Origin of the sequence: Thalassovita autumnalis (assembly GCF_001458255.1) — a bacterium.
In the GTDB taxonomy this organism is placed as follows: Bacteria; Pseudomonadota; Alphaproteobacteria; order Rhodobacterales; family Rhodobacteraceae; genus Thalassobius; species Thalassobius autumnalis.
Genome location: NZ_CYSB01000038.1, coordinates 65,249 through 84,990, shown reverse-complemented (window position 1 = coordinate 84,990; position 19,742 = coordinate 65,249). Strand labels below are relative to the sequence as shown.

Genomic DNA, 19,742 nt, shown 5'->3' with positions numbered 1-19,742 from the left:
CAAGGCATCAAGGTATTGGTAAAGAAGGAACATCGCCATGGACGATTCCACCGGCCATGTGGCTCAGCCTCTGCCTGAAAAGGGCGACACCACAGATGATTGGGGTCCCTTTGGGCGGCCTTTGTTCAACGATCCGGCTTCGCGCGCGCTCAGCCGGGTTGGGGTGATTGATGTCGGCTCAAACTCGGTCCGGATGGTGGTGTTTGACGGCGCGGCGCGCTCACCCGCCTATTTCTTCAACGAAAAAATCATGTGTGCGCTGGGGGCAGGACTGGCCGAAACCGGCAAGCTGAACCCGGAAGGACGCGCACGGGCGCTTTCGGCCATGCGGCGGTTTCAGAAACTGGCCGTGGGCATGGATGCCCCAACCCTGACGGCGGTGGCCACTGCGGCGGTGCGCGATGCAACGGACGGCCCGGATTTTGTGGCCGAGGTTGAGCGCGAAACCGGCATCAAGGTTCATGTCATCGACGGTCAGGAAGAGGCGCGGCTCTCCGCACAGGGGGTTCTCTTGGGCTGGCCGGGGGCCTACGGGCTGATCTGTGACATCGGTGGCTCCTCACTGGAACTGGCCGAGATCAACGATGGTCAGGTGGGCAAGCGCGTCACCTCCTCACTGGGGCCGCTGAAGCTGCGCGACATCAAAGGTGGCAAAAAGGGACGCAAGGCCCATATCGCCGCGGTGATGGACGAATTGGCACAACAGATGGGCCCGCAACCCAACCGCCTGTTTCTGGTCGGCGGATCCTGGCGGGCGATTGCCAAGATCGACATGGTGCGCCGGGGCTATCCGCTGCACGTGCTGCATGAATATCGGATGACCGCAAAATCGGTGCGCGACACTGTCGCCTATATCGAAGAACAGGGCATCGAGACCCTGCGCAAAACCTGCGGCATCTCAGAGGCGCGGATGATCCTTGTCCCGATCGCCTGCGAGGTGCTGAAACGGCTGATCCGCACCTTCAAGCCACATGACATTGCCATTTCCTCCTACGGGATCCGCGAGGGGCTGCTGTATGAGCAGATGCCCGATCAGCTGCGCCAGCGTGATCCATTGATTGAGGCCGCGCGGTTCGCTGAGGCCAAAGACGCCCGCCTGCCCGGCTTTGGCAAAACGCTTTATGACTTTGTCTCGCCGCTGTTCAAATCCGCCAAATGGGAACGCAAACGGCTGATCAAAGCCGCCTGCCTGCTGCATGATGTCAGCTGGCGCGCCCATCCCGATTACCGGGCGGAGGTCTGTTTTGACAATGTGACCCGCGCCAACCTTGGCGGTTTGCGTCATTCCGAACGGGTGTTTCTGGGGCTGGCGCTGATGAACCGGTACAAGAACAGCCGCTCAGACAGCCGCTTCCCCGGGATCTTCGACATTCTGGATGAAAAGGCCATCAAAGAGGCCGAGGTTTTGGGCAAGGCCATGCGTCTGGGCGCCATGCTCTGGCCCAAGGCGGATCAGAAAATCGGTGAATTCCGTCTGTTTCCGAAGAAAAAGCAGCTGGAGCTGATCCTCAGCCGTGATGCGGAACCACTGTTTGGCGAAGTGGCGGAATCCCGTCTGAATTCGCTGGCGCGATCGCTGGATGCTGAGGTCACGGTCAAGATCAAAGGCTGATCAGATCCGCGATCACAGATCGATTGCGCCGTTTTCATTATTGGCTTCCCCCGCAGGAGGCTCAACCTCATCAGGTTGTTTACGGCGCAGGATGATATCGCCGTTCGGCAGCACCTCGGGGGCGTGATACATGGTGATGTCATCGACCTTGTCCAGCAGCTCCATGAAGGCCGGGCCCATTTCATCCACCAAGGCCCGCAGCGCAGGTTCCATTTCGGCGGTGAGGTCATTCAGCTCATCAATGGCGGGCTCCATCTCCTGGATGATGCCTTTGAGAAACAGCTTGGCCCCCTCCTCCATCAGGGAAAACCCTTCCTCCTCCGCCTCAGCCTCTTGCGCGGCAAGCGGGGTTGCATAGGGCGCGACGAATGCGGCGCAGAACACGGGGAGGATCAGCAGATGTCTCATGGTGCCAGTATAGCGCGTCAGCGGGGCGATTCCGAGGCTGGTGTATTCGCCTCACCGAATTCGCGCCTATTTTCGCTCATCCCGCTTGCGCGCATCCGGCCCCTGCCGCTCACGGCAGGTCGATGTCCAGCACCACCGGGAAATGGTCACTGGCGGCCAACAGCGCCTCACGCAGTTCAGGGCGCCCGAAACAGGCCTGATCCTCAAACGGGTGCCAGATCCGCCACTCAGGCGACCGGCCCCGCAGATCAGGCGAAATCATGATGTAGTCCAAGAGCGCCTGCAGATACCGCTTCTCCTCCGCGATATAGAACCGTGACGAGGAGGGAGAGGCCCAGCGATTGTTCAGCACCGCCTGCGCGTGCGGATCAAAGAGGCACAGCTGCGGATCGTGCTGCCCCTTCTGGCCCAGCACAATCTCAACCGAGGACCGGCCAAACAGATCTTCGTATTCATCCAGGCCGGGGCCGTCGTTCAGGTCCCCCAGCACCATCAGCGGGGTGCCCGCCGCCAGATGGGTTTCCACCCGCTGCCGCAGCCAGATGGCCTGCGCCAGCTGTTTGCGCCGATTGGCGATGGAGGCCCGCATCACCGCATCCCGCCCCCGCGCGCCATGGGGGGCTTTCGATTTCAGATGCGCCCCGATCATGCGGAACTGAAAGCCAGAAGCGGTTTCCAGCGCCAGCTCCAGCGGAGGTTTGGAAAACCGCACCAGATCTTCGGTCGCGTCCACATCCAGATCAATGCGGAACACCCCATCAAACCGCGGCGCGCCCTGGCTGCCCTTCTTGCCGGTTTCATCGCCCTGCGGGTCATGACGGGCCTGCAGCACATCCAGGTCATAAAGCAGTGCAATTTCCTGCTGGGTGTCATTGGCAAAGCCGATCACCGCCTTGCGCGCGCGCAGGTCAAACTTGGCGGCAAACGCCTCCAGCGCAGGTACGGTCTGACGGCGGGAGTTCTGATCCGGTGCCTCAATCACCATCACGGCATCGGCATCCATCGCGGTAAAGACAATGCCCAGCGCCGTCAGCTGCTGGACCCGGGTGACATCACGCCGGGACGACCAGCCACCATCCTCCAGCGGGGTGCCCGCATCATCAAAGAGGCTGTTGAACCATTCGACGTTGTAGGTGGCGATCCGCATCAGGCGGCCTCTGGCCCCTTCAGTGCGGTGATTTCTTCCCAGGCGCGGTTGAGGTCAATCATCCGCTTTTCGGCCATGCGGATCATCTCCTGCGGGACGCCGCGTGCCATCATCGCATCGGGATGGGTATCGCGCACCAGACGTTTCCAGGCCTTGCGAATGTCAGACATCGGCGTTTCCGGCGCCACACCCAGCACGGTATAGGGATCCGGCGCGGCATCCGGCACAAAACGGGCCCGCAGCGCGCGGAAGTCGTGATCGGCAATGCCAAAGATATCGGCCACCTGATGCAGGAAATCGTCCTCCGCCGGGTGGTAGGTGCCATCCGCCATTGCAATGTGGAACAGCCCCTCCATCAGATCACACAGGCAGGTGTCTGAACTGTCAAACATTCGCCGGATCTTCAGCGCGTAATCCTCAAAGCCAGCCACATCGCGCCGCGCCAGATTGAAGACACGGGCGGCGCCAGCCTCATCTTCCTGCGCGATCTGGAACACCTCACGCATCGCGGTGACCTCATCCCGGGTCACCAGACCATCCGCCTTGGCCATCTTGGCCGAGAGCGCGATCACCGCAATCGTGAACGCGACCGAGCGTTCCGGCGGCGTGCGCAGCCGGTCAAAGATCTCGCTCAGCGGCTCACCGCTGGTCAGGGCGCTCAGCGCCTCGCCTATGCGTTTCCAAATGGACATGGGGTCAGTCTATCCTGCCGGGCTGCGGCTGTCAGGGTGTAAGGTGGATCTCAGGGTTCAGAATGTCTTGAGAAATATTGCAGATCCCACCGCCAAATAGCTGCGGTGGGTTTGGGGGGCGGTGTAAGTTGCGCGATAGAAAGACCTAAAGCAGCTTCTGCATCAAGACCATATCGAGGAAACGGCCGAATTTATGCCCAACGCGCGGTAATCTGCCGACCTCAACGTAGCCCATGCGGCTGTGAAAGGCCTGCGCGGCGGTGTTTTCCCCACTGACCGCCCCAATCAGGCAGCTGTGACCAGCGGCGCGCGCGTGCTCTTCAAGCGCGGTGATCAGCCGCCGCCCCAGCCCTTGGCCTTTGGCCGCCTCACTGAGGTAGATCGTATGTTCCATCGCAAAACGGTAGCCCGGCCCGCCGCGAAACGGCCCGTAACAGGCCAGACCAAGAAGCTGCGCCCCGTCACTGGCCACCAGATAGCCCTGCCCCGCCGCCTGACGTGCGGCAATATCTTCGGCCACAGCCTCGGGGGTCTTTTCAATCGTGGTGAAGGTCACCGTGGTTTCAACGATGATCTTGTTCCAGATCGCCGCAATTGCCGCCGCATCTGCCGCCTTGGCCGGTCGGATCTCAGGGGTCACAGCCACCGCTCCTGCCCTTCAACCTCAAAACAAGCACGCATCAAAGGGGCGTCACCGGTTTGCAGGGCAATCCGCGGATCCTGCAGCAACGGTGCCAATGTCGCCGCCAGCGTATCCGCGTCTGGATGGGTCAGCTCCAACCGTTTCAGGCGCGCGCCACTTTGCGGCAGCTTGGCCGCCGGGTGATCCCCCTGCCACTGCATCAACGCCGGACAGATCTCATCATAGGGCAGCTTGCCCTCCTGCGGCACCGCCATCTTCCAGCGCAGATCACCCCGTGCCAAATCCACGACCCGCCCGGCCCCTGCGGGCATCTGTGCCAGCGCGGCCTCAATATCCTCAGACCGGCAGATCCAATTGTGCAGGCAAGGCGCACCGGCAAAGCCATCCAGATCAAACCAACGGGCATCCGGGGGTGGGGGTGCCTCTGGGTCAATTGCGATGACTTCCATATATAGCCCGTCTTCCAATCCGATCAGCAGGTTATGGGTGCCAAAGCGCGCATGTTGACCGCCGGGCCCCATTTCAATCCCAAGACGCTGCGCCACAAAGGCGCGGCCCTCATCAAGTGTGTTTGCCGCCACGGCAATATGGTCTAGAACCAGCATTAAACAGTTTTTCTCCCCAGTCGTTGGTATTGCACTAAGCAAAAATCAACCCATCTCGGCAGGAAACTTGGATACAGAGCAAAGGAAACGCAATGCTGCTTCGCGCAATCGACAAATTTTTCAGGCATGAGGCCTCTGGTGGCATCCTCTTGATGCTATCCGCTGTGGCCGCGCTGGTCGTCGCAAACTCGGCCCTGTCTGGAACCTATGAAAGCGTGCTGGGCAGCTATCTGGCGGTCACACTGGACGGTGAAGGGCTGAAGAAACCGCTGATCCTGTGGATCAACGACGGTTTGATGGCGATCTTCTTCTTCCTCATCGGTCTTGAGCTGAAGCGTGAGATGATGGAAGGCAAACTGAAGAACCCCGCCGATGTGGTGCTGCCGGGCATGGCGGCTGTGGGCGGTATGATCGTCCCGGCGCTGATCTTTGCCTTCTTCAACTGGGGGCTGCCTTCGATTTCCGGCTGGGCCATTCCCGCCGCAACCGACATTGCCTTTGCGCTGGGGATCCTGGCTCTGATGGGGACCCGCGCGCCCGCATCGCTGAAGGTGTTCCTGCTGACGCTGGCCATCCTTGATGACCTTGGCGCCATCGTGATCATCGCGCTGTTCTACACGGCGGAGCTGAAGGTGGATTACCTCTATCTGGCGCTGCTGCCGCTGGGCGGGCTGATCTGGCTGAACCTGAAAGGTGCGCACCGCGTGGCCCCGGCGCTGATGCTGGGTGTGGTGATGTGGTTCTTCGTGCTGAAATCGGGTGTCCATGCGACGCTGGCCGGTGTTGTCACCGCCTTCTGCATCCCGCTGACCGACAAATGGGGCAAGAGCCCGCTGCATTCGCTGGAACACGGCCTGACGCCCTATGTGCTCTACCTGATCATCCCGATCTTTGCCTTTGCAAACGCCGGTGTGGTGCTGCAGGGCATGACCTTTGCCGATCTCCTTGCGCCGCTGCCGCTGGGCATCGCCCTGGGTCTGATCGCGGGCAAGCAGCTGGGTGTCTTCGGCATCACCTATGTGATGGTCAAATCCGGCATGTCACGCATGCCACATGGCGCCAACTGGATGCATATCTATGGCGTCGCCTGTTTGGCGGGCATCGGCTTTACCATGTCGCTGTTCATCGGCTCGCTCAGCTTCTCGGATGCGGCGATGATGAACCAGGTGCGCCTTGGCGTGCTGTCCGGTTCAGCCATCTCGGCCCTGTTGGGCGCCGGTGCGCTTCTGTTGGCGGGACGCGAGAAGGAAGAGCCGCAGACCGAAGCGGCCTGATTTCTTCATACTGAAAGACTGCAAGAAGGCGCCCCTGTTTCGGGCGCCTTTTTTGTGACCACCGCTGCGCCGCCTCCGGCGGGAGTATTTGGGGAACATTGAAAAGGGGTGTTGAGGTTACGAGCCTGCGCCGCGCGTTTGGCTTACGCGGCGACACCGTGACAATAGACGTCCGTCTGTCACCACAAAGCCCAGAGCGATCACCGCAAAGCCTACCCCCTCGGCCGCGCCGATCCGTTCCCCCAGGACCAGAGCGCCCAGCGCAATGGCAAAGGGTGGGATCAACAGGGTGACCAACATCAGATTGGCCGCCCCAGCCCGGCGCAGGATCGCAAAGTAAAGGCCATAGGCCAATGACGTCGACAGGAGCGCCAGCCCGGCGAGCGCGCCAAAAGTGCCCGCGGAGAGGTCAAACCGGGGTGGACCTTCGACCAGCAACACCACGGGCAGCATCAAGACAGCCGCGCCGATCAGCATGCCCGAGGCATTCACCAAAGGTGGATGGCCGCCCAGCAGGCGTTTGCCCCAGACACTGGCCAGCGCATAAGATAGCGCCGCCCCAAGCACCGCCAGCTGCGCCAGATTGGCCGGATCAAAACCGCCCAGCGCCTCTGGTCCCATGATGACCGCCACGCCCGAAAGGCCCAGCACGGCGCCTGTCAGTTTGTTTCGCGTCAACGGCTCATCCGGCAGCAACAGCCCCGCCACTACTGCGCCGAACATCGCTGTGGTGCCGTTCAGGATTGAGGCCAGCCCGGCCTCAATCTGCTGTTGCCCCCAGAAGATCAGCGAAAATGGGATCGCGTTGTTCAACAGCCCCATCCCCAAGGCGCCACCCCAGAACCGCGCAGACCGGGGCAGCGCCAGCCCCCCCAAGCGCAGCGCCAGCAACAGCGCAGGCACCGCCCAGACCACCCGATGCAGGGTGATGGTCAGGGGGGGTACCTCGCGCAGAGCAAGTTCGGCAAACAGGAAGGAGCCGCCCCAAACGGCAGCAAGGCAGAGCAGCAGCAGAAAGCTCTGCGCGATCATTGAGTTGGGTTGGGAGGTGGTCTTCACGAAAAAAATCCCCGACAGCTGGTCTGCCGGGGATCTTAGAGTGTTCTTTTCAGCGCACGATCCGTTTCCTGCGCATTCATCTTACCGCAAGTACTCTTGGTGAAGGCGGCCCGCCGCAGGAGGGGCGAAGAGGGCAACGCCCTCCCTGCCCTGCCGCCCCCCAGCACGCGATCACATCAGGCGCGGGCTTCGCGGATCAGCTTCAGGATGTCCTCTGCCGCCTCAGGAATATTGGTGCCGGGGCCGAAGATCGCCTTCACACCAGCGTTTTGCAGGAACTCATAATCCTGCTGCGGGATCACGCCGCCGCAGATCACGATGATGTCTTCGGCGTCTTTTTCTTTCAGCGCCTCGATCAGCTGCGGGGCAAGCGTCTTGTGACCGGCGGCCTGGGACGAGATGCCAACCACATGCACATCGTTGTCCACCGCATCCTGTGCGGCCTCAGCCGGGGTCTGGAACAGCGGGCCAACGTCCACGTCAAAGCCGATGTCGGCAAAGGCAGTGGCGATCACCTTGGCGCCACGGTCGTGGCCATCCTGACCCATTTTGACCACCAAGAGACGCGGGCGACGGCCCTCTTCCTCGGCGAAGGCCTCGATGGATTTCTGAATGGCGGCAAAACCTTCGTCGCCTTCATAGGCGGCACCGTAGACCCCGGCGAGGGTTTTGACCTCGGCGCGGTGACGGCCGAATTCTTTTTCCATGGCCATGCTGATTTCCCCTACTGTTGCACGGGCGCGGGCGGCTTCGACGGACAGCGCCAGCAGGTTGCCCCCTTCGGAGGCGCCTTTGGTCAAGGCCTCCAGCGCAGCGCTGCACGCCGCCTCATCGCGGGTCTCACGGATCTGGTTCAGACGGGCAATCTGGCTTTCGCGCACCGCGACGTTGTCCACATCCAGAATATCGATCGGGTCTTCCTCGGACAGGCGGTATTTGTTCACGCCCACAATGACCTCTTCGCCGCGGTCGATCATCGCCTGACGTTTCGCCGCCGATTCCTCAATCCGCAGTTTCGGCATGCCTGAGGCCACGGCCTTGGTCATGCCCCCCATTTCCTCAACCTCTTCGATCAAGGCCCAGGCCTTTTCGGCCAGTTCATTGGTCAGGCTTTCCACGTAGTAAGAACCTGCCAGCGGGTCGACCACATTGGTCACACCGGTTTCTTCCTGCAGGATGATCTGGGTGTTGCGGGCAATCCGCGCCGAGAACTCGGTCGGCAGGGCGATGGCTTCGTCCAATGCGTTGGTGTGCAGCGACTGGGTGCCGCCCAGAACCGCTGACATCGCCTCATAAGCAGTACGGATCACGTTGTTATAAGGATCCTGTTCCTGCAGGCTGACGCCTGAGGTCTGGCAGTGGGTGCGCAACATCTTGGAACGTTCGGACTGGGCGCCAAATTCGGTCATGATGCGGTGCCACAGCATCCGCGCCGCGCGCAGTTTGGCGGCTTCCATGAAGAAGTTCATGCCAATGGCAAAGAAGAACGACAGGCGGCCGGCGAATTTGTCTACGTCCATGCCGGCGTTGATCGCGGCGCGCACATATTCACGGCCATCGGCCAGCGTGTAGGCCAGTTCCTGTACCAGGTTCGCACCCGCTTCCTGCATGTGGTAGCCGGAGATCGAGATCGAGTTGAACTTCGGCATCTCATTCGAGGTGTACTCGATGATGTCCGAGATGATCCGCATCGACGGCTCAGGCGGGTAGATATAGGTGTTGCGCACCATGAACTCTTTCAGAATGTCGTTCTGAATGGTGCCCGCCAGAAGGCTCTTGTCATGGCCCTGTTCTTCACCGGCCACGATGAAACTTGCCAGGATCGGGATCACCGCGCCGTTCATGGTCATCGAGACCGAAACCTTATCCAGCGGAATGCCGTCAAATAGGATTTTCATATCCTCAACCGAGTCAATCGCCACACCGGCCTTGCCGACGTCACCAACAACCCGTTCATGGTCACTGTCATAGCCGCGGTGGGTGGCCAGATCGAAAGCGACCGAAACACCCTGCTGACCTGCCGCAAGGTTCTTGCGGTAAAAGGCGTTGGATTCTTCGGCGGTGGAAAAACCGGCATATTGGCGGATGGTCCAGGGACGGCCGGCATACATCGTGGCCTTCACGCCACGGGTGAAGGGGCCAAAGCCCGGCAGCTCACCCATATGCGGCAGGCCTTCGGTGTCCTCAGCCGTGTAGAGCGGCTGCACCTTGATGCCTTCCAGCGTGTCCCAGTTGAGATCATCCAGCGGGCGGCCGCGCAGTTCTTTCTCGGCCAGTTTGCGCCAATCGTCTTTGCTGTTGGTCATGCTTTGGTCCTCTTCTTTGCGCCGGGAGGGGCGCCCTTTGTCCGGGAATGGGGTGGGATGGCCTGCGGCCCTGCCGACACACCAAGATTTGTGCATTTCACGGTCGCAATCGGGGCAAGGATGCCTATATCGTGATCGACAGGAGGCCTTGCTTTGATGCGACGAGTGTTTGGAATTCTTACGTTTTTGGCGCTGCCCATGCTGGGCGGCACCTCTTTGGCGGCGCAAGAGGCCACGGAGGCCGAAGCTGCGCCCGCAGCTGCAACTGAACCGGGAGCGGCTGCCGCCCCTGCCCTGCCCATCGTGGACAGCGCCGATGTGACGCTGGATGACTTTCTCTGGGTCAAACGGCCCATTGTCGTCTTTGCCGACGCCGCCGCCGATCCGCGTTTTGTGGAACAGATGCGGTTTCTGGAATCCGACATCGAAGAGCTGCTGCTGCGCGATGTGGTTGTGATGACCGACACCGACCGCAAAAGCGGTTCCGCCCTGCGCAAGAAGCTGCGCCCGCGCGGCTTCATGCTGGCGCTGATCGACAAGGACGGTGAAGTCAAACTGCGCAAACCCGCCCCCTGGACGGTGCGCGAAATCACCCGCTCCATCGACAAATGGCCGACACGGCAGCAGGAAATCCGGGAACAGCTGGGCAAGGAGTGAGAGCCACCCCAATAAGGGATGGCACCGCCTGCGGGCAGACCGCAGGCAGGGTATGTAACCCTGCCCAACATCTTATCATTCGAACTCGATGATCACATCATCCACGGCCAGGCTGTCGCCTGCGGCCGCGTTGATCTTTTTGACCACGGCTTTCTTTTCGGCGCGCAGGATGTTTTCCATCTTCATCGCCTCAACGGTGCAGAGCGCCTGACCATCCTGCACTTCGTCGCCCACTTCCACGTCGATCTTCACGATCAGACCCGGCATCGGGCAGAGCAGCATTTTCGAGGTATCCGGCGGCAGTTTTTCCGGCATCAGCTTGGCCAGTTCGGCCTGACGCGCGGTGCGCACATGGACCTTCAGATCGGCGCCACGGCTGCGGATGCGGAAGCCGCCCGAGATTTTGCCGACCTTCAAGACCAGGGTTTCACCGCCCACGGTCAGTTCGGCCAGTTGATCGCCCGGTGTCCAGTCCGAGGCCACGCGCAGGCTGCTGCCATCGGCGAACTTCACAGTAGAACCTTCGTGGTCAGCGTCGATTTCAACACCGAACTCAGCGCCTTGCAGGGTCACAACCCAATCGGTGCCAACACGGCGTTCGTGGTTGTCCATCCGGCCCGAAACACGGGTGCGGCGGATTTCGGCGACGCGATGCATGGCGGCACAGGCGGCAGCGATGCGTTTCAGCGCCTCTTCCGGCAGGTCCACCCCTTCGAAACCTTCGGGGTATTCTTCGGCGATGAAGGCGGTGGTCATGTCACCGCTGATGAATTTCGGATGATCCATCACTGCGCTGACGAAAGGCAGGTTGTGGCCGATGCCTTCCAACTCAAACCCGTCCAGCGCGTTGCGCATGGCCTCAATCGCCTCACCACGGGTCGGCGCCCAGGTGCAAAGCTTGGCGATCATCGGGTCGTAATACATCGAGATCTCACCACCCTCAAAGACGCCGGTGTCGTTGCGCACGGCAAAGCCTTCGCCAACGGTGGCATCATCGGCCCATTTGCCATTGTCCTGCATGGGACCCGCAGCGATTTCTGCCGGCGGACGATAGCGGGTCAGACGGCCGATGGAGGGCAGGAAGTTACGATAGGGATCTTCGGCGTAAACGCGGTTCTCAATGGCCCAACCGTTGATCTGTACGTCGTCCTGCGTGATGCTCAGCGGCTCACCGTTGGCGACGCGGATCATCTGTTCGACCAGATCGACACCGGTGATCAGCTCGGTCACAGGGTGTTCCACCTGCAGACGGGTGTTCATTTCCAGGAAGTAGAAGTTCTTGTCCCCATCGACGATGAATTCAACGGTACCGGCAGAGGCATAGCCCACGGCCTTGGCCAGCGCGACGGACTGTTCGCCCATGGCCTTGCGGGTGGCTTCGTCCAGGAACGGCGACGGGGCCTCTTCCACAACCTTCTGGTTCCGGCGCTGGATCGAGCATTCACGTTCGTTCAGGTAGATGCCGTTGCCATGCGCATCGCAAAGCACCTGAATTTCGATGTGGCGCGGCTGGGTGACGAATTTCTCAATGAAGATCCGGTCGTCACCAAAGCTGTTCGCCGCTTCGTTTTTGGACGACTGGAACCCTTCGCGAGCCTCGTCATCGTTCCAGGCAATCCGCATGCCTTTACCGCCACCACCGGCGGAGGCTTTAATCATCACCGGATAGCCGATTTCGTTGGAGATCTTCACCGCCTCATCGGCATCCTCAATCAGGCCCATGTAGCCCGGAACGGTGGACACGCCGGCCTCTTGAGCGATCTTCTTCGAGGTGATCTTGTCGCCCATGGCCTCAATCGCGCCTTTGGGCGGGCCGACAAAGGCAACGCCTTCGGCCTCCAGCGCCTCAGCGAATTTGGCGTTTTCCGACAGGAAGCCATAGCCAGGGTGAACCGCTTCGGCGCCCGACTGGCGGATCGCATCCATCACCTTGTCGATGACGATATAGGACTGGTTCGCAGGCGGCGGGCCGATGTGGATCGCCTCATCCGCCATTTTCACATGCAGCGCCTGTTTGTCTGCATCCGAATAGATCGCAACGGTCTTGATACCCATCTTGCGGGCAGTTTTCATGACGCGGCAGGCAATCTCGCCCCGGTTCGCGATCAGGATCTTATTGAACATTTCTCGTCCCTTCCAATTTGGCATCCGGGCGGAGGCTGCCCGGACACATGGCAACAAAAACCCCACCACGGCGCGCGGCCGGGGTGGGGTTCAATTCTTGATGGCGCACGGGCACAGCCCGCACGGATGTCAGCGCCGCATCAGCAGCGTGACGGGTAAAGTTCGCAGTAAGCGACGTTGGCCGCAGCGCCGGCAACTGCGCCGGTGCCAAGGTTGCCATCGACGACGGCCGCTGTGGCCACGCCCGCGCCGGCGCCGTAAAGCGCCCGTTCCGCGACCGAGTCACCGCAGGCGCTGAGCGCAGTGGCGCCGAGGACGGCAAGGATCCAAACTTTCGCGGCTGGTGTTCTGTACTGCATGAATAGCCTCTCTTTCTTGTTGCTCTGAAAGAGAGAACATCGCCATCCGCTGCCGCTGCCAAGGGGCGCGCTGCGGGGGCGGCAAAATCGGCAAAGCTCTGCCGGTTCTGCGGGGCCACAAAGGCGCGGCTGCGGGCCGTAATGCGGGGGATGGCGGAAAAAATGGACGAAGGGCCAGGGGTGTGGCGCCTCCGTCCGTAAAGGGAAGGGGTATGGCTTGGGACACAAGCTGTAGAGACGCCCCCAGGCTTTGGGGCGCTGCCTACGAAGATCACGCTGCCCCAGAGCGCGCAGTCAGCCAAGCGCGCGGCACCTGCCGCGGTGCTTTGGGCCGCTTCCTGCTCAAATCTCTGGGGGCTGCGCAAGTTCATGCCGATTACTCTTCCTCAAAAGCCTCAGGAAAAGCCGCGCGCGCTTTGGCCTCATCAATGACAAGGAGCGCCTCATAGCTTTCGGGATCAAAGGGATCTTCGGCAGCAAGCACCTCACGGCCAAACATCCAGCTCAACCGGCCTGCATCCAGATTGCCGCGTTCAAACGGCTGATCGCCAAAATGCTCCCACAGCGCCTTCATAAAGGCGGTGTCGGCACGCCGGTCTGGCGGGCGGCGGTCACGGTAGCGTTCGCGCGCAATCAATGCGGTTGCCCCTTTGGGGTTCGCACGACGGATGGTGAATTGGTAATCGGTGCTGGGCATACGGCCCGGAAACCCGCGATGTTTCAGCATGATTTGCTCCCTTTGATAAGGGCGCGCGGGCTGACCGGAACAGGCCGACCCGCGGCCTGTTCCTGTGTAAGAAGGCGATAGCCTACATTACTTGTATTTGCCGGTGTAGACGGGCTCAACCGAGATCGGCTCGGGCTCGACGACAACGTATTCTTCTTCTTGCTGTGCGCAGGCTGCCAGAGCAGCAACCAGACCCAGCGCCAGAACGGTTTTGAAACAGTTCGACATGTGATTCTCCTGTTCGAATGGAACAACCAATTAAGGGCTTTTGCCCCAACCTGCCCCCTTTGTGAGGTGCGAGCGACGCAATCGCCGCCTGATCCGATCATACAGGAAGCCCGGGTGCAAGCATACGCAACCACCCGCAGCGCGCCGATCTGTGACGTCAAAGCCGCAACCTGTGCTGGAGTCACCACCGGTTTCGCAACATATAGTGGGAACATCAGAATGCCTCCCAGATGCAGCGGTCGTTTTCGATGCGAAAAGCCTCGAAAAACTGAATGATTTCAGGCTGAATTTCGCCGAAACCAAGTTCTTTTGAAGACAGGGAGATCACCACCTGCGCCACAGCGCGGCCGCGATCCTGCAGATCCGGCAGGGCAACCTCATGGCAGAGGTGGGCAAAATCGCCCTCAACCACGTCGTACCCCACGCCTTCGGCCAGGGCCGGTGCCACAAAGCGGAAGCGTGCCCAATCCGATCCGTCGGGCTGTGCTTCGATCCGTTTATCCATCAAGGCAAGGGTCAGCCCGGAGGGCACAGCGGCGAGAGCCTCCTCTTGCCCTGCCGCCGTGGCCGCGCCGATCCAACAAAGGATGCCCCCAAGCGCGGCGGTATGTCTGATCCCCCTAGACATGGCGCTGCCCCTCTCGGGTGCGGGCCGCATGGGCGATCCAACGCTGGCGCAGCGCTGGTGTGTTCAAAATCTCAGCCACCTGATCCGACAGATCCGAAGGGATCGCCCCATCAACCTGCCCGCCAGCGGTGACCTGCAACCGGTTGCCATCGCTTTGGATCCGCACCACCGGTGCATATCCCTTGAGCCGCTGCAGCCTGCGCCAAATGTCCTGACGAATTTGTTGTGCAAGCAGCAAGCGGTTGCAAGCAGGAAAATCAGCCGTCGCCGCAAAATCCATACGCACAGGGACGCGCCGCGCCAGAACCAGCGCGTCACCGTCTGTCAGGATATGCCAATTGCGGCGGGTCATTTGAGATACCTCAAAAGCAGCACAAAGCCTGCGGGAGTCATATGGAGGCCGCCGCTTACACGGCGGCACTCAATTTACAGCGGGATGTTGTCGTGTTTTTTCCACGGGTTCTTCAGCTGCTTGTTGCGCAGACTGGCAAAGGCGCGGGAGACACGGCGACGGGTCGATTTCGGCTGGATCACCTCATCAATGAAGCCCCGTTCGGCCGCCACAAAGGGGGTGGCGAAACGGTCTTCGTAGTCTTTGGTGTGGGCCGCGATCTTTTCGGCATCGCCCAGATCGGCGCGGTGGATGATCTCAGTCGCGCCTTTGGCACCCATCACAGCGATTTCCGCGGTTGGCCAGGCGTAGTTGAAATCACCGCGCAGGTGCTTCGACGCCATCACGTCATAGGCGCCACCATAGGCCTTACGGGTGATCACAGTCACTTTCGGCACCGTGGCTTCGCCATAGGCAAACAGCAGTTTCGCGCCGTGTTTGATCACGCCGCCATATTCCTGGCTGGTCCCCGGCAGGAAGCCCGGCACGTCCACCAGTGTCAGGATCGGAATTTCGAAACAGTCGCAGAACCGCACGAAACGGGCGGCCTTGCGGCTGGCATCAATGTCCAGACAGCCCGCCAGAACCATCGGTTGGTTTGCAACAACACCCACGGTCTGACCTTCCAGACGGATGAAGCCGGTGATGATGTTTTTCGCGTAGTCTTCCTGAATTTCGTAGAAGTCGCCCTCATCCCCGATCTTATGAATGAGCTCTTTCATGTCATAGGGGGTGTTGGGGTTTTCCGGCACCAGCGTGTCGAGCGAGGCTTCGATGCGGCCCGGCTCATCAAAGAAGGGGCGTACGGGCGGCTTTTCACGGTTGTTGAGCGGCAGGAAGTCGACCAGACGGCGCACTTCGGCCATCGCTTCAACGTCATTTTCAAAGGCGCCATCAGCGACCGAGGACTTCTTGGTGTGGGTGGAGGCACCGCCCAGCTCTTCGGCGGTCACAACCTCATTGGTCACGGTTTTCACCACGTCCGGGCCGGTCACAAACATGTAGGAGGTGTCTTTGACCATGAAGATAAAGTCGGTCATCGCGGGCGAATAGACCGCGCCACCGGCACAGGGGCCCATGATCACCGAAATCTGCGGCACCACGCCCGAGGCCATGATGTTGCGCTGGAACACTTCGGCGTATCCCGCCAGCGAGTCGACACCTTCCTGAATACGCGCCCCGCCCGAGTCGTTCAGGCCGATGATCGGCGCACCGTTCTGCACCGCCATGTCTTGGATTTTGCAGATCTTCTGGGCGTGGGTTTCGGACAGCGAGCCGCCGAAAACGGTGAAGTCCTGAGAGAAGACATAGACCATACGGCCGTTGATCGTACCCCAGCCGGTGATCACACCGTCGCCTGCGGGCTTGTCCTTTTCCATGCCAAATTCGGTGCAGCGATGGGTTTTGAACATGTCGAACTCTTCAAAGCTGTCTTCGTCCAGAAGCAGCTCAATACGTTCGCGTGCGGTCAACTTGCCCTTTTTATGTTGGCTGTCGATGCGGCGCTGGCCACCGCCCAGACGGGCTGCGGCGCGGCGGTCTTCCAATTGCTGGAGAATATCTTTCATGACGGACCTCTTCATGGTTTGCTCAAGGGTATAGGGGGGCTGAGGCGCGACTCAAAGAGGAATCCGGCAAATTTGCAAACACTTGGCAGAACAGTGAGTGCTAAATGCAAACTTGCAAATATATTCGCTTTTAGCCTGAGGTAGAATACGCTTACCCTATCCTCGCCTATTGCGCCGGGTCAGCCACACCGAATATGATTAACAAATGAATGACCGCGTTGAGATCCGATTCCTAGACCGCAGCACGCCCCCCACCATGGCAACGCTGATCATCCTTGCCAGCATGTCTGCACTGGCGATGAATATCTTCCTGCCTTCGCTGCCCAACATGGCGGAATATTATCAGACCGATTATGCCTTCATGCAGCTTTCGGTCGCGCTCTACCTCGGGGTCAATGCGGTGATGCAGCTGTTTATCGGCCCACTCTCGGATCGTTTTGGCCGCAGGCCCGTGCTGCTCTGGGGCACGGCGTTGTTCAGCATCGCAACGCTCGGCTGCCTGTTGGCGCCCACAGCTGAGGTGTTCATGCTGTTTCGCATGATGCAGGCGGTGATTGCGGTCGCGATCGTGCTCAGCCGGGCGGTGGTGCGTGATCTTTATCCGCAGGACAAGGCTGCCTCGGTCATGGGCTATGTCACCATGGGCATGGCGCTGGTGCCGATGATTGCGCCCGCGCTTGGCGGGTTGCTTGACAGTCTTTTTGGCTGGAAGTCCTCCTTCCAGTTGCTGTTTGTGGCCAGCGTGTTGATCTTTGCCTTGATCTACTTTGATCAGGGCGAAACCGCGCGCCACACTGGCACGCCGATGCGCCAGCAGATCCGTGAATACCCGGAGATCCTGACTTCGCACCGGTTCTGGGGCTATGCGATGGCCACCGCGCTGGGGTCCGGTGCGTTCTTTGCCTACCTCGGCGGCGCGCCCTATCTGGGCACTGAGTATTTTGGCATTCCGCTGACACAATTGGGCATGTGGATGGCCACGCCGGGGATCGGCTACTTCCTTGGCAACTTTATCTCGGGCCGCTTTTCCGCCCGTATTGGCGTGACCCGCATGGTGATGTGCGGCACCTCCCTTGCCACGGCTGGCCTATTGCTGGCCTATGGGTTGATCCTGATTGGCATCAGCAGCCCGATCATTTTCTTCGGCTCCATGATCATTGTGGGGATCGGCAACGGCATGACCATCCCCAATGCCACCGCGGGCCTCCTGTCCGTGCGGCCCCATCTGGCAGGCACCGCGGCAGGTCTGGGCAGCACCTTGATGATTGGCGGCGGCGCGGCGCTGTCGGCCTTTGCGGGCGTGCTGGTCCAGCCCGGCAGCAATGAGTTGCCGCTGATCAGCCTGATGACCCTGTCCTCAGTCCTGTCGATGGCCTGCATCCTCTATGTGATCCGCCGCGACAAACAGTTGCAATCCGCATAAGCCAAGCCACCTTGCGCCCAGGGGTTTGCAAACTTACGATCACGTAAGAGCAAATCTGTAAATTCGAGGGCAGCCGCATGGCCACGCAAAAACTCTACGCTGGGGCGAAACTGCGCGAAACACGGCAGCGGCTGGGCCTGACGCAGAAGGAGTTTGCCAGCAAACTCGGCGTGTCCCTGCCCTATCTGAACCAGATGGAAAACAACAACCGCCCGGTTTCGACCACGGTGGTTCTGGCCCTGGCGCAGGAGTTTGGTTTTGACGTCACCGAACTTAGCACCGGTGACAGTGAGCGGCTGGTCAGTGATATGCGCGAGGCGCTGGCGGACCCGCTGTTCGCAGATAACATGCCGCCGCTGGCCGATCTGCGACTGACCGCTTCGAACGCGCCGGCTTTGGCGCGGGCCTTTCTGGATCTGCACCGCGCCTACCGGCAGACCCATGAACGCCTCGCCTCCCTGGATGAGGCGCTGGGGCGTGAAGATCGCGGCAGCCAACAGAGCCCCTGGGAAGAGGTGCGCGACTTCTTCCACTATTGCGACAACTACATCGACGCAGTGGACCGGGCGGCTGAAAGCTTCGCACGTGCCGCAGGCCCGGGTGGCATTCGGCTACATGCGTTGAAATCGCTGAAATCCGCCGGACTGAAGGTCAACTTCAACGACAGCGCACCAGTGCGCCATTATGATGCCGACACCCGAACGTTGACCATGTCCTCGCGCACCGCGCCGGAAACCCAGACCTTCCAGCTACTGCTGCAGATCTCGCTGCTGCAACAGGACAAACTGCTGGAGGCCACGCTGGATCTGGCCCGCTTCCAATCCGAGGAGGCCCGGTCGATCGCCAAGATCGGGCTGGCCAATTATTTCGCTGGCGCCGCCCTGATGCCCTATGGCGATTTTCTGGCCGAAGCACAGGCCACCCGCCACGATCTGGAACTGCTGTCACACCGGTTCGGCGCCTCGATCGAACAGATCGCCCACCGGCTGTCGACGCTGCAGCGCCCCGGAGCCAAGGGCATCCCCTTCTTCTTTGTGCGGGTCGATCAGGCGGGCACCATCACCAAACGCCATTCGGCCACCCGGCTGCAATTTGCCCGCTTTGGCGGCGCCTGCCCGCTGTGGAATGTGCACCGCGCCTTTGAAACGCCGGGCCGTTTCCTGCGCCAATTGGCCGAAACTCCAGATGGCGTGCGCTACATCAGCCTGGCGCGGGATGTGTCAAAATGGGGTGGCAGCTTTGGCGCCCCAGTGCGTCGTTTCGCCATTTCCCTGGGCTGCGAGGTGCGTCATGCCGCGGATCTGGTCTACGCGGACGGCCTGGACCTTTCAAACCCGCAAACCTTTGAGCCGATCGGCATTTCCTGCCGGATCTGCGAACGACAAACCTGCCACCAGCGATCTGTCCCCCCACTGGAGCGGCGCCTGACCATCAACACCAATAGGCGTGAATTGCTGCCCTATAAGGTGGAATAACGGCACCATAATGCGCCACAAGAATGTGGCGCGACACGAAAATGGGGCCAGACGGCCCCATTGGTCAGGCATAACCTGACAAGCATGAAATCTTAAAGCCTTTCAGACCCCGGTGCGTTAGGCCGCATCTTTCAGATAAGCATAGATCTCATCCTTGAGCGCTGAGCGTTTTTTGCGCAGCTCAGCCTCTGCCAGTTGCTCAAGCGGCTCCACATTGGTTTCCGCCCGGTGCACGGCGCGGTTCAGCTCATGATAGGCCTCTGCCAGCTTGGCAAAATGCGCATCTGAAACCTTCAGCGCCGACATTTTTTCAACAAATTCAGGGAATTCTTCGGCCAGTTCATGTGGGGTGTGCGACATTGCGTTTCTCCTTGTTCTGTCTTGCCCCGACTCTACCCCTGGCAGGGCCGCCCCAC

The 19,742-nt window shown here is 60.6% G+C and carries 20 protein-coding genes; 5 read left to right on the top strand and 15 right to left on the bottom strand.

The window, feature by feature from the left end; translation table 11 throughout:
• Positions 1-37: 37 nt before the first annotated feature.
• The gene (locus TL5118_RS15145) at positions 38-1,612 is read left to right on the top strand and encodes a Ppx/GppA family phosphatase (RefSeq protein WP_058244822.1); all 1,575 of its coding nucleotides are present in this window, start codon (positions 38-40) and stop codon (positions 1,610-1,612) included.
• Between the two features lie 12 nt (positions 1,613-1,624).
• On the opposite strand, the gene TL5118_RS15140 is transcribed toward TL5118_RS15145, so the two are convergent.
• From TL5118_RS15140 to TL5118_RS15120, 5 genes are all read right to left on the bottom strand, one after another.
• Positions 1,625-2,020 carry a hypothetical protein gene (locus TL5118_RS15140; protein WP_058244823.1) on the bottom strand — a complete coding sequence of 132 codons (396 nt, stop codon included), beginning with the start codon at positions 2,018-2,020 and terminating at the stop codon, positions 1,625-1,627.
• A gap of 109 nt (positions 2,021-2,129) precedes the next feature.
• Positions 2,130-3,167, bottom strand: a complete 1,038-nt coding sequence (locus TL5118_RS15135) for an endonuclease/exonuclease/phosphatase family protein (RefSeq protein WP_058244824.1) — start codon at positions 3,165-3,167, stop codon at positions 2,130-2,132.
• A complete protein-coding gene (locus tag TL5118_RS15130; protein WP_058244825.1) occupies positions 3,167-3,859 on the bottom strand; it encodes a molecular chaperone DjiA in 693 nt (230 codons plus the stop codon). Before TL5118_RS15130 ends, TL5118_RS15135 begins: the two co-directional genes overlap by 1 nt.
• A gap of 145 nt (positions 3,860-4,004) precedes the next feature.
• Complete coding sequence (locus TL5118_RS15125) at positions 4,005-4,499, bottom strand: GNAT family N-acetyltransferase (RefSeq protein ID WP_082626406.1); 495 nt, start codon at positions 4,497-4,499, stop codon at positions 4,005-4,007.
• Positions 4,496-5,107 carry a VOC family protein gene (locus tag TL5118_RS15120; protein WP_058244826.1) on the bottom strand — a complete coding sequence of 204 codons (612 nt, stop codon included), beginning with the start codon at positions 5,105-5,107 and terminating at the stop codon, positions 4,496-4,498. The genes TL5118_RS15125 and TL5118_RS15120 overlap by 4 nt, the downstream gene beginning before the upstream one ends.
• Before the next feature lie 92 nt (positions 5,108-5,199).
• Between TL5118_RS15120 and nhaA the strand changes: the two genes are divergently transcribed.
• The gene (gene nhaA, locus TL5118_RS15115) at positions 5,200-6,381 is read left to right on the top strand and encodes a Na+/H+ antiporter NhaA (RefSeq protein WP_058244827.1); all 1,182 of its coding nucleotides are present in this window, start codon (positions 5,200-5,202) and stop codon (positions 6,379-6,381) included.
• 117 nt (positions 6,382-6,498) lie between these two features.
• Here nhaA and TL5118_RS15110 read toward each other — a convergent pair whose 3' ends face one another.
• Together TL5118_RS15110 and scpA are read right to left on the bottom strand one after the other, a co-directional pair.
• On the bottom strand, positions 6,499-7,440 hold the full coding sequence (locus TL5118_RS15110) for a DMT family transporter (protein ID WP_242601793.1): 942 nt from the start codon (positions 7,438-7,440) through the stop codon (positions 6,499-6,501).
• Positions 7,441-7,616: 176 nt separating this feature from the next.
• Positions 7,617-9,746, bottom strand: coding sequence for a methylmalonyl-CoA mutase (gene scpA / locus TL5118_RS15105; protein WP_058244829.1), 2,130 nt, complete (start codon positions 9,744-9,746; stop codon positions 7,617-7,619).
• 156 nt (positions 9,747-9,902) lie between these two features.
• Between scpA and TL5118_RS15100 the strand changes: the two genes are divergently transcribed.
• The gene (locus TL5118_RS15100; RefSeq protein ID WP_058244830.1) at positions 9,903-10,403 is read left to right on the top strand and encodes a DUF4174 domain-containing protein; all 501 of its coding nucleotides are present in this window, start codon (positions 9,903-9,905) and stop codon (positions 10,401-10,403) included.
• A 75-nt stretch (positions 10,404-10,478) separates the two neighbouring features.
• On the opposite strand, the gene TL5118_RS15095 is transcribed toward TL5118_RS15100, so the two are convergent.
• From TL5118_RS15095 to TL5118_RS15070, 7 genes are all read right to left on the bottom strand, one after another.
• Entirely contained in the window at positions 10,479-12,527 is a 2,049-nt protein-coding gene (locus tag TL5118_RS15095; protein WP_058244831.1) for an acetyl-CoA carboxylase biotin carboxylase subunit, read from the bottom strand.
• A 140-nt stretch (positions 12,528-12,667) separates the two neighbouring features.
• Positions 12,668-12,886 (bottom strand): hypothetical protein, encoded by a 219-nt coding sequence (locus TL5118_RS15090; RefSeq protein ID WP_058244832.1) that lies wholly within the window; start codon positions 12,884-12,886, stop codon positions 12,668-12,670.
• Positions 12,887-13,262: 376 nt separating this feature from the next.
• Positions 13,263-13,613: a hypothetical protein gene (locus TL5118_RS15085; RefSeq protein ID WP_058244833.1), complete on the bottom strand. Its 351-nt coding sequence runs from the start codon at positions 13,611-13,613 to the stop codon at positions 13,263-13,265.
• A gap of 87 nt (positions 13,614-13,700) precedes the next feature.
• A complete protein-coding gene (locus TL5118_RS21415; protein WP_165590053.1) occupies positions 13,701-13,841 on the bottom strand; it encodes a hypothetical protein in 141 nt (46 codons plus the stop codon).
• Positions 13,842-14,055: 214 nt separating this feature from the next.
• Positions 14,056-14,469, bottom strand: a complete 414-nt coding sequence (locus TL5118_RS15080) for a DUF6497 family protein (RefSeq protein ID WP_131727448.1) — start codon at positions 14,467-14,469, stop codon at positions 14,056-14,058.
• Positions 14,462-14,821 (bottom strand): hypothetical protein, encoded by a 360-nt coding sequence (locus TL5118_RS15075; RefSeq protein WP_058244835.1) that lies wholly within the window; start codon positions 14,819-14,821, stop codon positions 14,462-14,464. The genes TL5118_RS15080 and TL5118_RS15075 overlap by 8 nt, the downstream gene beginning before the upstream one ends.
• Before the next feature lie 74 nt (positions 14,822-14,895).
• Positions 14,896-16,428, bottom strand: a complete 1,533-nt coding sequence (locus TL5118_RS15070) for an acyl-CoA carboxylase subunit beta (protein ID WP_058244836.1) — start codon at positions 16,426-16,428, stop codon at positions 14,896-14,898.
• 205 nt (positions 16,429-16,633) lie between these two features.
• Between TL5118_RS15070 and TL5118_RS15065 the strand changes: the two genes are divergently transcribed.
• Together TL5118_RS15065 and TL5118_RS15060 are read left to right on the top strand one after the other, a co-directional pair.
• A complete protein-coding gene (locus TL5118_RS15065; RefSeq protein ID WP_058244837.1) occupies positions 16,634-17,851 on the top strand; it encodes a multidrug effflux MFS transporter in 1,218 nt (405 codons plus the stop codon).
• A 77-nt stretch (positions 17,852-17,928) separates the two neighbouring features.
• A complete protein-coding gene (locus TL5118_RS15060; protein ID WP_058244838.1) occupies positions 17,929-19,326 on the top strand; it encodes a helix-turn-helix domain-containing protein in 1,398 nt (465 codons plus the stop codon).
• A gap of 117 nt (positions 19,327-19,443) precedes the next feature.
• Here the strand turns inward: TL5118_RS15060 and TL5118_RS15055 are convergent, their stop codons facing one another.
• Entirely contained in the window at positions 19,444-19,686 is a 243-nt protein-coding gene (locus tag TL5118_RS15055; RefSeq protein WP_058244839.1) for an HP1242/YdcH family protein, read from the bottom strand.
• Positions 19,687-19,742: the final 56 nt, after the last annotated feature.